The following is a 13,780-nucleotide window of genomic DNA, read 5'->3' as shown; positions in this document are numbered from 1 at the left end:
GGAACGAAGACTTGGGTGTGACGGTCTATCACGCTGATTTGCGGGAAGCGCAAGCCGACCCGGCGCTCGCCGCGCTGCTTGGCCGCTCGCCCGCCAGCGCGCCGTTCGACCGGCTGGACTGGCTCGTGATCCTTGCAGAGCATTGCCTTCCCGGCACCGCCTGCAAGCTCGCCATTGCCCGCGATGGCGATGCGCTGGCCGTCCTGCCGTTTCGGACAAGCCCCGGCGGCGCTGCGCCACTGGGCACATGGTACAGCTTCTTCGTCCGCCCGCTCACCAACGATGCCGCCCGCGCCCCCGAACTCTTCGAAGCGCTAGCCCGCAGCCTCGCCCCCATCGGCGCCGCGCAACTCGCGCCGATGCCCGAGGCCGAAGCCACAGCGCTTGCCAGGGCCTTCCGCACCGCTGGCTGGATCGGCGTCGCCGAAGCGTGCGATACCAATCATATCCTTGAGCTAAAGGGCCGCAGCTTTGCCGCATACTGGGCGGCCCGCCCCGGCCAACTGCGCGAAACTGTCCGCCGCAAGACCGCGCGCGGCAAAGTCTCGCTGCGCATCGAGACCGTCTTCAGCGCGGCCGACTGGGCTGCCTACGAAGCGATCTACGCCAAGAGCTGGAAGCCCGAGGAGGGCAACCCCGCCTTCCTGCGCGCCTTCGCGCAGGCCGAAAGCGCCGCAGGCGCGCTGCGCATGGGGATTGCAGAAATAGATGGTGAGGCTGTCGCCGCCCAGTTCTGGACGGTCGAGGGCGGCACAGCGTGGATCCACAAGCTCGCGCACGATGAAGCCCACCGCGCTCACTCCCCCGGCACCCTGCTGACCGCAGCACTGTTCCGCCATGTGATCGATGAAGACCACGTCCACACCGTCGATTTCGGCACCGGCAATGATCCCTACAAACGCGACTGGATGGAAGCGCAGCGCCCACGCTTCGCGCTCCGGTTCTATCGCCCCGCCGCCGTTGGCCACTGGCCCGCGCTCGCCCGCCTCGTCGCCAGTGCCGTCAAACGCCGGATGCTGCGTCCGTCCCCAAATCCGGCGCTTGTTTCGCCGCAGGCCGCTGGCTAAAGCGCGCGCCATTCCTTTCATCACAAGGCCTTATCCGTGACGTTGACCGATCAGACCGACACCGACTTGCGCAGCCTGCTGAACGATGTGCTCGGCCTTGGCGCCGCGCGCGTTGCGGCAATGACGGCGGACAGCGGCCTTTTCGGCGCCCTGCCCGAACTTGATTCCATGGCCGTCGCCGGGCTCCTCACCGAGATCGAGGACCGCTTCGACATCGTGATTGACGATGATGAGGTCGATGGCGACATGCTCGGCACTTACGGTGATCTCCTCACCTTCATCACCCGCAAACGCGGCGAGGCCTGAGCCAAAGCCCATGCCGGCAACCTGGCCTTGCCCCGGTCCCTCCGGCATTGCCGATGAATATGCGGTGGTCTTCGACCGCGCGCGCCCGGTCCGCCTGCTGATCGTACCCCCGCTGTTCGAGGAGATGAACCGCACCCGGCGCATGCTGATCGAAACGCAGTGCCGGCTAGACGGCCTCGGCATCGATTCGATGCTTCCCGATTTGCCCGGCTGCAACGAAAGCGCGCAGGCCTTCCCCGCACAAAGCCTCGGCAGCTGGCGCGATGCGATGGCCGCTGCGGCCCGGCACTTTGCCGCCACCCATGTCCTCGCGCTGCGCGGCGGCGCGCTGGTGTTTCCGACCAGCCTCCCCGGCTGGGTGCTCGAACCCCAGAAGGGCAGCGCGATCCTGCGCCAGCTCCTGCGCGCCCGCGTGCTCGCGGCGAAAGAAGCGGGGCGAGAGGAGAACAGCACTGATCTGCTCGAACAAGGCCGCAACCACGGCCTTGAACTCGCGGGTTACCGCCTCTCTGCCGCGCTCGTTGCCGGGCTCGATGCCGCCGTGCCGCAAGACGAAGGCCAGCGCGTGATCCGCCAGTCCGACCTCGGCGGCAGGCCCCTCTGGCTGCGCAGCGAACCGGGCGAAGATCCGGCCCAGTCCGCCGCCCTCGCCCGCCTGATTGCCGCCGAGGCAAGTGCCTGATGCGCCGCCACTTCACTTTCCCCTGCGGCCCGGACACCCTCGTCGGCACGCTCGACATCGAGGCAGCGACCGGCACCACCGGCGTGCTGCTCGTCACCGGCGGGCGCGAGATCCGCTCCGGCAGCTGGGGCGGACAGGCCCGTATCGCCGCTCGCCTCGCCGCCGCTGGCGTGCCCGTTTTCCGCTATGATCGCCGCGGCGTTGGCGAAAGCGAGGGCACCGATCCCGGCTTCCAGCACACCCGCGAAGACATCGCCGCCGCCCTCGCCGCCTTCCGCGCCGCCGTGCCCACGTTGCGCCGCGTGATCGCCTTCGGCAACTGCGACGCCGCCGCCGCGCTGATGCTCCACGCGGCTGATATCGGGCTCGACGGCCTCGTCCTCGCCAATCCGTGGACGCTGGAAACGGATGAGGCAGACACCGCCCCGCCCGCAGCCTTGCGCCAGCGCTATCTCGCCAAGCTTTCCAATCCGCGCGAAGTCCTGCGCCTGCTTACCGGCGGGGTAAACCTTGCCAAGCTCGCGCGGGGCCTTCGCCAAGCAGCTTCAGCTCCGGTCAAATCCTCGTTGGTTGAAACCATGGCCGGGAGCCTGGCGCGATTCGGCGGACCCGTGACGATCCTCCTCGCCACCGGCGACCGCACCGCGCAGATGTTCGAAGCCGTGTGGCCCGCGGGCGATCCGCGCATCCAGCGCCACAGCAGCAGCGGCCACAGCTTCGCCGGGGATGAAGCGCAAGACTGGCTGCTTGAGCGCTTGGCCGAAGCGGCGCGCTAAGCGGCTGGCTCGCTACTACCCACCTTCGTCATTGCGAGCGTAGCGAAGCAATCCAGAGCGATAGTGCACGGCGCTCTGGATTGCTTCGCTACGCTCGCGGGTGGCGAGGTGTGGGTTTGTATCAGACCTTGAAGTAGCCTACTCCGCCGCCACCGCCTGCGCTGCGGCAAAGGCATGCTCGGCCAGAAACCGCTCGGCATCGAGCGCCGCCATGCACCCCGTGCCCGCCGCCGTCACCGCCTGCCGATAGGTGTGGTCCATGACGTCACCGCAGGCGAACACGCCCGGAATGGCCGTCTTTGGCGTGCCGGGCTGCACCACGATATAACCGCTCTCGTCGAGCTCCAGCTTGCCCTTGAACAGCTCGGTCGCCGGCGCGTGGCCGATCGCCACGAATGCGCCATCGGTCGCAAGCGAAGAGGCCTCGCCCGTCTCCGTATCGACCAGTTCGACTGCTTCGAGCACACCGCCCGCCGCGCCCGTAAAGCGCGTGACAGCCTTGTTCCACAGCACCTTGATGCGCGGATTGCTCATCAGCCGGTCCTGCAGGATCTTCTCGGCGCGCAGGCTGTCACGGCGGTGGATCAGCGTCACTTCGGGCGAATGGTTGGTGAGGTACAGCGCTTCCTCGACCGCGGTATTGCCGCCGCCGATCACCACCACCTTCTTGCCGCGATAGAAGAACCCGTCGCAGGTGGCGCAGGCCGAAACACCCTTGCCGCCGAACTCCTGCTCGCCTTCCACGCCCAGCCAGCGCGCCTGCGCGCCCGTCGCGATCACCAGCACCTCGCCTTCATAGACATCGCCGCTATCGCCGTGCGCGCGGAACGGCGGGCCGTCGAGGCTCACTTCGGTGATCGTGTCCCACAGCATCCGCGTGCCGACATGCTCGGCCTGCGCCTGCATTTCCTGCATCAGCCAAGGCCCTTGGATCACATCGCGAAAGCCGGGATAGTTCTCGACGTCGGTCGTGATCGTCAGCTGCCCGCCGGGCTGCAGGCCCTGCACCACGATCGGCTCCATCCCTGCGCGCGCACCATAGATGGCGGCGGAAAGCCCGGCCGGGCCGGAACCGATGATCAGCATGCGGGTTTTGTGCGTGGTAGCCATGAAATCCTCCAGTGGGAGCGGGAAATAAGACGCGCCCGCGCGGAATACGAGTCCCGCCTTGGGGCTATTCCCCGAATTAGCTGTGGCTGGCCTCAAACACCGACCAGCCCGTCTTCGCCGCCAGCCGCTCGAGCGCCAGTGCGCCAAGCTGCGAGTTCCCCTTGGCATTGAGACCGGGGGACCACACCGCGATGCTCGCCGTGCCCGGCACCACCGCGAGGATGCCCCCGCCAACGCCGGATTTGCCCGGCAGGCCGACACGGAAGGCGAATTCGCCCGAATTGTCGTAGTGCCCGCACAGCATCATCAACGCGTTGATCCGCCGCGCGCGCTGGGGCGTCACGATGCAGCGCCCCGTCGCCGGATCGCGCCCGTCATGCGCCAGAAAGCGGCCCGCCATCGCCAGCTGGCGGCAGCTCATCGCCAGCGCGCACTGGTGGAAATAGACGCCCAGCGCCTGCTCCACCGGGTGCTGCAGATTGGCGAACGCACGCATGTAGTTCGCCAGCGCCATGTTGCGATAGCCCGTCGCCAGTTCCGCCGCGGCGACCTTGGCGTCGATGGTGATCGTCTCGTCGCCAGCCAGCGTGCGGACAAAGCGCAACACGCCTGCAATCGCCTCTGCCGGCGTGCCGCCAGCCAGCAGCACATCGGCCACCACGATCGCGCCTGCATTGATGAACGGGTTGCGCGGAATGCCTTGCTCGGTTTCCAGTTGCACGATTGAGTTGAACGCGCTGCCGGATGGCTCGCGCCCCACGCGGCTCCACAGTGCATCGCCCACCATGCCCAGCGCCAGGGTGAGCGAAAAGACCTTGGAGACCGACTGGATCGAGAACGGCTCTTCGGCATTGCCGCCCAGATGAAGCGAGCCATCGGCCATGACCACGGCGATTCCGAACCGGTCGCGCGAAACGCAGGCCAGCGGCGGAATATAGTCCGCCACCCGCCCACGCTCGGTCGCGCCGCGCATCTCAGCCGTGATCTCGGCAACGATCGCACCAATGTCAGTCAACAGCTTGGCCGCCCTACTTCAGATGCTGCTTGAACCAGTCGACGATCCGCTCCAGCCGGTCGCGCTGGAAGCTGGGCCGAGCGATCCCGTGGTTTTCGTCCGGATAGCCTACCAGCCGGGTCGGCACGCCGGTGATCTTGAGCGCCTGGTAGAGCTGCTGACCACCGATCAGCGGCACGTTGTCATCGGCAATCCCGCCCATGAACAGCGTCGGCGTCTTGATCCGGTCGGCATGGAAAAGCGGCTCGGACAGGCGCGTCCACAATTCGGGCTCCTTCCACGGCGTGCCCAGTTCCTGCGTGTACTGCTGGACATACTGATCCACCCCGAACAGCGCGAAGATATTGCCCTCGCCCGCCCCGCTGAACGCCGCCTTGAGCCGGTTGTCGCGCACGATCAGGAAGTCGGTCAGGATGCCGCCATAGCTCCAGCCGCCCGCGCCCAGCCGCGCCGGATCGGCAAAGCCCTGCGCCACCGCCCAATCGAGCGAGGCGTGGAGATCGGCCACATCCTTTTGGCCCCAATCTGCCGCAATCGCCGCCGAATAGGCATCGCCCCGGCCCGAAGAGCCGCGATAGTTGGGCATCAGCACCGCATAGCCCTGCGCGGCCAGCAGGTCGGCGATCATGGTGTAACCGTCGACCGCGTGGATATCCTGCGCATTCGGCCCACCATGGATCCACAGCAGGGTCGGAACCTTGGCCCCAGCGGCCATGCCTGCGGGATGCAGCAGCAGCCCGTGGACTTCGTTGCCGTCCTTGGCCGTCGCCGCATAGTCCTCCACCTTGCCCCAGGCGACCCGGTCCGCCACCGCCTTGTTGTGCGATGTCAGCACCTTGAGCCCGCCTTTGGCATCAAGCACATAGAGTTCGGCCGGCTTACCGTCTCCGCTCGCCACCACGGCCCGCGCCGCCCCGGGCACAGCCGAACCGCACTGCGCCAGCACGGAAAGCGTTCCGTCATTCAGCCGCCGCAGCGCTCCCTTGGCATCGACCACCGCAGGTACTTCATGCCGGTCCTCGGCGAGTACAGCGCCGATCTGCCCGCCACCAAGGTATACAGGCGCGCTCACGAATATCCCGGCTGTCGCAGGCAAAATCCGCGTCGACCCGCTGGCGACCACGGTTTCCGCGAGATGCGGCTGGCCATACTGGTCCACCTTGCCGCCCGGCCCCACCAGATGGGTGATCTTCGTGCCATCGGCCGACCACAGCAGCGTCTGCCCCGGCGCACCGTTCAACTTCGCCACCACCTTTGGCGCTGCACCGGCCCGCGCTTCGATTACCGTCAGCCATTGCGCCCCAAGGCCGGACAAATCCGTCGTGTGATCAGCGATATAGGCGATGAACTTGCCATCGGGTGACCACTCGGCCGTCCCCGCGTCGAACGAATCTGAAGCGGTCAGCCGCGTCTCGGTCCGCGCTGCTACATCGAACAGCGCAAGGTGCGTGTGCGTCTCCGCCGTAATGAAGCCGACGCCGTCTTGCTTGATCTTCACATCATCGACCACCACCGGGAGCGGCCGCTCCGGATCGTCCTTCGGCGGCTCGGCCGCGGGATCACTGATCGCCAGCAGCAGTGTTTTCGAATCGGGTGACCAGCGGAATCCGGCGATTTCGCCCTTCACGTCGGTCAGCTTGGTCGCCTCGCCCCCCCGCCGGTCGAGCAGCCAGATCTGCGCCAGCTTGTCCTTTCCGCGCTTGGACAGGAACGCGATGGACTTGCCGTCCGGGCTGAACGAAGGCGCGCTCGCGCTGTCCTCGCCGCTCGTCAGTTGCAGCGGTGCGCCGCCAGCCAGATCGGCCAGCCACAGCGCGCTGCGGCGCTTGTCGGCCTTGAGATCGGCCTCGCCCACTACATAGACCGCTTGCTTGCCATCGTGCGCGCATTCAAGCCCCGAGAGCGAACGCAGCGCCAGAATATCCTCGATCGTAACCGGATGGCGAGCAGTGGCCGCACCTCCCTCCGCCATCGCCGGCAACGCCCCCGCCAGCGCACAAGCCGCCATTCCCCAGCCAAGACCCTTGCGCCACGCCGTCGCCGCCATTGATTTTCCCCCAAGAAACCGGACAAGCGTCAAGACTAACCACACCATCGCGGGGCAGGCAATCAACACCTTATTCCGATGACATTGCGGCCAGCCGGGCTAGGATGTTGCGATGGCAGGAAATCTTGAATTCAATACCTCGATGAGCGATGTGCTCGTCGTGCTCGGCGCGGCAGGGATCGTCATCCCCGCATTCGCCCGTGCGCGCATCACGCCGGTGATCGGCTTCATCCTTGTTGGCGTGCTCGTCGGCCCGTTCGGGCTGGGCCGCCTCGTCGGCCAGTTCCCCGCGCTCTATTACGTCACGATCACCCGGCCCGAAGCGATTGCCCCCTTTGCCGAACTGGGCGTGATCCTGCTGCTGTTCGAAATCGGGCTCGAACTCTCGTTCGGCCGCCTATGGGCCATGCGTGCGCAAGTCTTCGGCCTCGGCGCAACAAAGCTTCTGCTCTGCGCCGCGCTCCTCACGCTGGTACTCATCGGGATGCGCCACGATATCTCCGCCGCCGCCGGGCTCGGCATCGCGCTCGCGCTCTCCTCCACCGCACTCGTCCTGCCCATTGCCGGCACGCAGGGCCCGGTGGGCCGCCGAGCGCTCGCCATGCTGCTGCTCGAGGATATCGCCCTCGTTCCGATCATCTTCGTCCTCGGCGCGTTCGGGCCGGGCGGCGAGAGCGGCGCCGCACTCTTTGCCACGCTCTGGCGCGGGGCCATCATCATCGTGGTGATGCTCACCCTCGGCCGCTTCCTCTTGCCCCGCCTGTTCGCCAGCGCCGCACGCACCAAAAGCCCTGAGCTCTTCCTTGCCTTCAGCCTTCTCGTGGTGATCGCCGCTGCGCTCGCCACGGCCGGCGCGGGCCTTTCCCCGATCATGGGCGCGCTGCTCGCCGGTCTGCTCATCGCCGAAACCGACTACTCGCGTGAAGTCGAGGCGCTCACCGCCCCGTTCAAGGGCCTCGCGCTCGGCGTGTTCCTGATCACCGTGGGCATGAGCATCGACGTGGGTGAGATCTGGCGCCAACTCGGCCAGATCGCGCTCGGCGTCGCGGCGGTGCTCGCGGCCAAGGCGATCGTTACCGCGCTGCTGTTGCGCGTTGGCGGCGCGAGCCGGGGTGTCGCCGCCGAAGGCGCCCTGCTCCTCGCCTCCCCGTCCGAAACCACCCTGATCGTGCTGACCGCCGCCGCAGCCGCAGGGCTGGTCAGTCACGAGAATGCCCAGTTCTGGCAGATCGTCACCGCACTCGGCCTGACCCTCACGCCGCTGCTGGCCATGCTGGGCCGCCGCATCGCCAGCGCGGTGGACCGCCCGGGCGATGCCCGCGCCGCTGCAGCCCCCAGTGACGCGACCGGCCAGGCGCTCGTCTTCGGATATGGCCGTGTCGGGCGCCTCGTCGGCGCGATGCTGGCCCGGCACGATGTCCCCTGGCTCGCGCTGGATGCCGATCCCGCGCTGGTCACGCAGGCCCGCGGCGCGGGCGAACCGGTGATCTACGGCAATGTCGCCAACGCCGCGCTGCTCGAAAAGCTCCACCTCGAATCCGCCCGCGCGGTTATCGTCACCATGGACGAGCCGGTTCTCGTCAGCCGCACCGTCCGCCGTCTCCGCGCCGCGCACCCCGACCTTCCGATCATCGTGCGCGCCCGCGATGCCGATCACGCCGCCGAACTCTATCGCGCCGGTGCCAGCGACGCCGTGCCCGAGACGCTCGAAAGCTCGCTCCAGCTTTCCGAGGCCGTACTCGTCGACATGGGTGTTGCGATGGGTCCCGTGATCGCCTCGATCCACGAGATGCGCGACGAACTGCGCGAAACGATCATGCGCGATGGCGGGCTCGACCATAAGCCGCGCCTCAAGGCAGCCGGGCTGCGGGACCGTTAGCCCGCGATGACAGCCTTCGCCGCTGCGATCGCCTCGGCGGCCTTGGCACCATCCGGGCCGCCGCCCTGCGCCATGTCGGGCCGCCCACCGCCACCCTTGCCGCCGAGTGCCTCGACACCGGCGCGCACGAGATCGACGGCACTGACCTTGCCCGCAAGATCCTCGGTCACCGCCGCCGCGATGCTGGCCTTGCCATCGTTCACCGCGACGATCACCGCCACGCCCGAGCCCATGCGCGTCTTCGCCTGATCGAGAAGGCCCCGCAGTTCCTTGGGGTCCATGCCCTCGAGCACCTGGCCCGAGAACGTTACGCCGCCGACCTGCTCGTCCGCCGGGGCAGCCGCCGCGCCGCCGCCCGAAGCGCCGGCCAGCGCCAGCGCCTTCCTGGCCTCGGCCAATTCGCGTTCCAGCTTGCGCCGCTCATCAACCAGCGCCGCCACGCGCGCCTCGACTTCATCGGGCGAGGACCGCAGCAGGCCCGCCGTGCGCCGCAGTGCTTCCTCGCGGCCAACCAGATAGCTGCGCGCGCCTGCGCCCGTCAGCGCCTCGATACGCCGCACGCCCGAAGAAACCGCGCTTTCGCTCACCACGCGCAGCAGGCCGATATCACCCAGCGCGCGCACATGGGTGCCGCCGCAGAGTTCGACCGAATAAGGCTGCGCACCCGTGCCCATGCTGAGCACGCGCACTTCATCGCCATACTTCTCGCCAAACAGCGCCATCGCGCCCGCCGCAATCGCGTCTTCCGGGCTCATCAGCCGAGTCGTCACCGGCGCGTTGGCAAGAATTTCCGCGTTCACTTCATCTTCGACGGCCGCGATATCCTCCGCCGTCAGCGCCGCCGGATGCGAGAAGTCAAAGCGCAACCGCTCGGCCGAAACCATCGAGCCCTTCTGTGTCACATGGGCGCCAAGCCGGCGGCGCAGCGCCTCGTGAAGCAGGTGCGTGGCCGAATGGTTTGCGCGGGTCGCATCACGCCGCATCGCGTCGATGGCAAGTTGCACCGCATCGCCCACCTTGATCGAGCCCGCCTCGACCATGCCCTGATGCGCATGCAGGCGCCCCAGCGGCTTGGACGTATCGTTCACTGCAATGCGCAGGCCTTCATTGGTGCTGATCGTGCCCGCATCGCCCATCTGACCGCCGCTTTCGGCATAGAACGGCGTCTGGTTGGTGATCACGGTGATGGTTTCGCCCGCCCCCGCCTCGGCCACTTCCTTGCCGTCCTTCACCAGAGCAACGACCACACCTTCGCCGATGTTGGCGGTATAGCCGGTGAACTCGGTCGCGCCTTCGCGCTCGGCAATGTCGAACCACACTTCGCTGTCGGCGGTCTGCCCGCTGCCCTTCCAGGCCGCGCGGGCCGCCGCCTTCTGCTGCGCCATGGCCGCCTCGAACCCGGCGCGGTCCACGCTCACCCCGCGCGCGCGCAGCGCGTCTTCGGTCAGGTCATAGGGGAAGCCGAAGGTGTCATAGAGCTTGAACGCGGTCGCTCCGGGCAGGCTGTCGCCCTCGCCCAGATCGCCTGCTTCCTCGTCGAGCAACTTGAGCCCGTTCGCCAGCGTGCGGCGGAATTGCACTTCCTCGCGCAGCAGCGTCTCTTCCACCAGCGGCTGCGCACGGCCAAGCTCGGGGAACGCCTGGCCCATCTCGGTCACCAGCGAACCCACCAGACGGTGCATGAGCGGTTCCTTCGCACCCAGCAGATGCGCGTGGCGCATGGCGCGGCGCATGATCCGCCGCAACACATAGCCGCGGCCCTCGTTGCTCGGCAGCACGCCATCGGCCAGCAGGAAGCTCGACGAACGGAGGTGGTCCGCAATCACGCGGTGGCTCGCGCGGCTGGCGCCCTCGGCCCTGGTGCCCGTCAGGCTTTCCGAAGCCGCGATGAGCGCGCGGAACGTGTCGGTGTCGTAGTTGTCATGCTCCCCCTGCATCACCGCAGCAATGCGCTCGATGCCCATGCCGGTGTCGATGCTCGGGCTCGGCAGGTTCGAGCGGGTGCCATCTGCGGCCTGCTCGAACTGCATGAACACGAGGTTCCAGATCTCGATGAAGCGGTCGCCGTCCTCATCCGGCGAACCCGGAGGGCCGCCGAAGATGTGATCGCCGTGATCGTAGAAGATCTCAGAGCACGGCCCACACGGCCCCGTATCACCCATCGACCAGAAGTTATCCGACGTCGGGATGCGGATGATGCGGTCGTCCGAAAGCCCCGCGATCTTCTTCCACAGGTCGAACGCTTCGTCATCGGTGTGGTAGACCGTGACGAGCAGCTTGTCCTTTGTCAGGCCCCACTCGCGCGTCAGCAGCGTCCAGGCGTGGGTGATCGCCTGATCCTTGAAATAGTCGCCGAACGAGAAATTGCCGAGCATCTCGAAGAACGTGTGGTGCCGTGCGGTGTAGCCCACATTGTCGAGATCGTTGTGCTTGCCGCCAGCGCGCACGCACTTCTGCGAAGACGTCGCCCGCTTGGTCGCACGCGTCTCGAGCCCGGTGAAGACGTTCTTGAACGGGACCATGCCCGCATTGGTGAACATCAGCGTCGGATCGTTATACGGCACAAGCGGGGCGGAAGGCACGATCTCGTGCCCGGCGGAGCCGAAGTAGTCGAGGAAGGACCGGCGGATTTCGTTCGTCGAAGTCATGACAAGCCGATTAGGCGAGCGCTCGGCGCGGAACAAGCACGTTTCAGCTAATGCCGTGCGCTTGTCCCCATGTCGCAGGCCTTCACTGGTTGTCGGCTGTCGCCGTCACCAGCCAGGCCGCCGCCGGAAAACACACCCGCCCGCCGACATGGCGCGACTGGACAAGCTCCAGCAGCGCCCGTTCGAAGGTGGCGCGCTGCTGATCGGGCAAGGTCCGGATCGCGGCCGCAGCGGGGCCGATCCGGCTGAAGAACGAAAGCGCGTCCGCGACCGGGTTGGTGCCCGATCCCGCAACATAGGCAAAATCAAGCGGCTCGAACCGGATGTCGCGCCAGCCCTTGAGGCAGCGCCGCGCGTGATCGGGATCGGCAAAGGCAAAGGGACCGGGCGGAAAATCGACCGAAGGCCCAGGCTTTGCAGGCGGCAGCAACCGCGCGATCTCCAGCGCCCAGGGGTTCTCTGTGGCAGGGCGGAAGCAGGAAAACACCATGCGCGCGCCCGGCGCGGCCCTGGCCGACATATGGGCGAAGGCCGCGGGCGGATCGGTGAAGAACATCACCCCGTGGCGCGAGATATAGAGATCGGGTGCCGCACCGTCCGCCTCCCAGGCCGAAGCATCCGCCACGGTGAACGCGAGATTGGTCAGCCCCGCAGCGCGGTGCCGCGCGGCCTCGATCAGTTCACCGGAGATGTCTACCCCGGTAACTTGTGCATCGGCGCGCGCTGTTGCAACCGCGATCGAAAGCTCGCCCGCGCCGCAGCCCACATCGATCACCCGCTTGCCGGGTTCGGCAGCGATGGCCGCCAGAAGATAGGGCGTAAGCGCGGCAAAGCTGCGGTCGGTCCGCTCCCACTCTGCCGCCCAATTCTGGCCGACCCGGCCCTGCCACTCTTGCGCACCCGTCATGCCATGCAGGCTATGCGCCGGGGCCCGACCCGGCAAGCGTTAATGCGGCTATCCGGGTCAGGTCGCGAAATAGGGGCCGCCCTTGGCACGTGCCGCCTGCCATGCCGGGCGCGCATGGATCGCCGCGACGAAGGCGGCAAGCTTCGGAAAGGCATCGCCCATGCCCTGCATGACAACGACTTCGGCGGGAAAGCTGAGCATCACGTCTGCGCCGGTCCAGTCATCACCGATGAAATGGCCGGAGGGCCGCAGGATCTGCTCAAGGTAGCCGAAATGTGCCGCAAGCTGCTCGTCGATGCGCGGCCGCAGCGGCGCCCCTGCTTCGCCAAGCCGCGAGACATAGAGGTTGAGGAGGATCGGCGTCATGGCCGAGCCCTCGGCGAAGTGCATCAGTTCGTTATGCCGCAGCGCGTCGTCAGTACCGCGCGTGGGCTGCCATTTGCCGTCACCGTAGGTGTCGCACAGGTACTGCACGATTGCGCCTGATTCCTCGATCACCCGGCCATCGACCTCAAGCAGCGGCGACTTGCCGAGCGGGTGCACGGCCTTCAATTCCGCAGGAGCAAGATTGGTCTCCGCATCACGCTGATAGACCTTGAGTTCATAGGGAACACCCAGTTCCTCCAGCATCCAGAGAATGCGCTGCGAACGGCTGTTGTTGAGGTGGTGGAGGATGATCGACATCAGGCTTCCTTTCCGAGGGTTCCGGCCGATGCCGGTGGTTGCGCCGACGCTAGGTGTTTTCGCCGAGGCGCGAAAGTGTCTGGTGAGCGTAAGGCTGACCTGGCTGGAAGCAAGGCGCGCTTGGGCTGGAAGGACGCCGCGCTTGGCATCCGTGGCAAGGCCTTCCCTCACCCAAACAAAAACCGGCGCGTTCCTTCCCGGGAACGCGCCGGTCTTTGGACTGGCGGCGGGTGCGGAGGCAATGGGGGTGCCCCCGCCGCCTGAAGGATCAGATGTCGTCGTCCGCGTCCGGACCCACCATCAGCCCTTCGGCGACCTTGTCGGTCTGGCCGCGGATCGCGGCTTCCAACTTGTCGCAAAGCTCCTTGTGTTCGCGCAGATACGTCTTGGCGTTCTCGCGGCCCTGCCCGATGCGGATCGAATCGTAGCTGAACCATGCGCCCGACTTCTCGACGATCCCGGCCTTGACGCCGAGATCGAGGATCTCGCCGATCTTCGAAATGCCCTCACCGTACATGATGTCGAACTCGACCTGCTTGAACGGCGGGGCGACCTTGTTCTTGACGACCTTCACGCGAGTGGCGTTGCCGACGATATCGTCGCGGTCCTTGATCTGGCCGGTGCGGCGGATGTCGAGGCGGACCGAGGCGTAGAACTTG

At 66.9% G+C, this 13,780-nt stretch carries 11 protein-coding genes and 1 pseudogene; 5 read left to right on the top strand and 7 right to left on the bottom strand.

Translation table 11 applies throughout. The annotated features are described in order from the left end of the window. The first annotated feature begins 17 nt into the window (after positions 1–17). The 4 genes from Q0071_RS03895 to Q0071_RS03880 are packed head-to-tail and all read left to right on the top strand — an operon-like array spanning position 18 to position 2,831. Positions 18–1,067 carry a GNAT family N-acetyltransferase gene (locus tag Q0071_RS03895; RefSeq protein WP_298165557.1) on the top strand — a complete coding sequence of 350 codons (1,050 nt, stop codon included), beginning with the start codon at positions 18–20 and terminating at the stop codon, positions 1,065–1,067. Positions 1,068–1,109: 42 nt separating this feature from the next. Continuing rightward, entirely contained in the window at positions 1,110–1,373 is a 264-nt protein-coding gene (locus tag Q0071_RS03890) for a phosphopantetheine-binding protein (protein WP_298165555.1), read from the top strand. 10 nt (positions 1,374–1,383) lie between these two features. Further along, entirely contained in the window at positions 1,384–2,055 is a 672-nt protein-coding gene (locus Q0071_RS03885; RefSeq protein ID WP_298165518.1) for a hypothetical protein, read from the top strand. Then, positions 2,055–2,831: a hydrolase 1, exosortase A system-associated gene (locus Q0071_RS03880; protein ID WP_298165496.1), complete on the top strand. Its 777-nt coding sequence runs from the start codon at positions 2,055–2,057 to the stop codon at positions 2,829–2,831. Before Q0071_RS03885 ends, Q0071_RS03880 begins: the two co-directional genes overlap by 1 nt. A 138-nt stretch (positions 2,832–2,969) precedes the next feature. Here Q0071_RS03880 and trxB read toward each other — a convergent pair whose 3' ends face one another. The 3 genes from trxB to Q0071_RS03865 form a co-directional block, all read right to left on the bottom strand. Continuing rightward, positions 2,970–3,941, bottom strand: a complete 972-nt coding sequence (gene trxB, locus Q0071_RS03875) for a thioredoxin-disulfide reductase (protein WP_298165494.1) — start codon at positions 3,939–3,941, stop codon at positions 2,970–2,972. A gap of 76 nt (positions 3,942–4,017) precedes the next feature. Further along, the gene (locus Q0071_RS03870) at positions 4,018–4,959 is read right to left on the bottom strand and encodes a glutaminase (protein ID WP_298165552.1); all 942 of its coding nucleotides are present in this window, start codon (positions 4,957–4,959) and stop codon (positions 4,018–4,020) included. A gap of 10 nt (positions 4,960–4,969) precedes the next feature. Then, positions 4,970–7,003: a S9 family peptidase gene (locus Q0071_RS03865; RefSeq protein WP_298165492.1), complete on the bottom strand. Its 2,034-nt coding sequence runs from the start codon at positions 7,001–7,003 to the stop codon at positions 4,970–4,972. A 112-nt stretch (positions 7,004–7,115) separates the two neighbouring features. Between Q0071_RS03865 and Q0071_RS03860 the strand changes: the two genes are divergently transcribed. Next, a complete protein-coding gene (locus Q0071_RS03860; RefSeq protein WP_298165489.1) occupies positions 7,116–8,882 on the top strand; it encodes a cation:proton antiporter in 1,767 nt (588 codons plus the stop codon). Here Q0071_RS03860 and alaS read toward each other — a convergent pair. The 4 genes and pseudogenes from alaS to Q0071_RS03840 all read right to left on the bottom strand — a co-directional run. Further along, on the bottom strand, positions 8,879–11,530 hold the full coding sequence (gene alaS / locus Q0071_RS03855) for an alanine--tRNA ligase (protein ID WP_298165487.1): 2,652 nt from the start codon (positions 11,528–11,530) through the stop codon (positions 8,879–8,881). The genes Q0071_RS03860 and alaS overlap by 4 nt on opposite strands. Positions 11,531–11,612: 82 nt before the next feature. Continuing rightward, complete coding sequence (locus tag Q0071_RS03850) at positions 11,613–12,437, bottom strand: class I SAM-dependent methyltransferase (RefSeq protein ID WP_298165484.1); 825 nt, start codon at positions 12,435–12,437, stop codon at positions 11,613–11,615. A gap of 57 nt (positions 12,438–12,494) precedes the next feature. Continuing rightward, positions 12,495–13,121, bottom strand: coding sequence for a glutathione S-transferase family protein (locus Q0071_RS03845; RefSeq protein ID WP_298165482.1), 627 nt, complete (start codon positions 13,119–13,121; stop codon positions 12,495–12,497). Between the two features lie 268 nt (positions 13,122–13,389). Further along, positions 13,390–13,780: pseudogene (locus Q0071_RS03840) on the bottom strand (DNA recombination/repair protein RecA); the annotation flags it as partial.

It is taken from the genome of Novosphingobium sp. (assembly GCF_027486195.1).
In the GTDB taxonomy this organism is placed as follows: Bacteria; Pseudomonadota; Alphaproteobacteria; order Sphingomonadales; family Sphingomonadaceae; genus Novosphingobium.
This window is presented reverse-complemented; position numbering and strand designations above follow the sequence as displayed.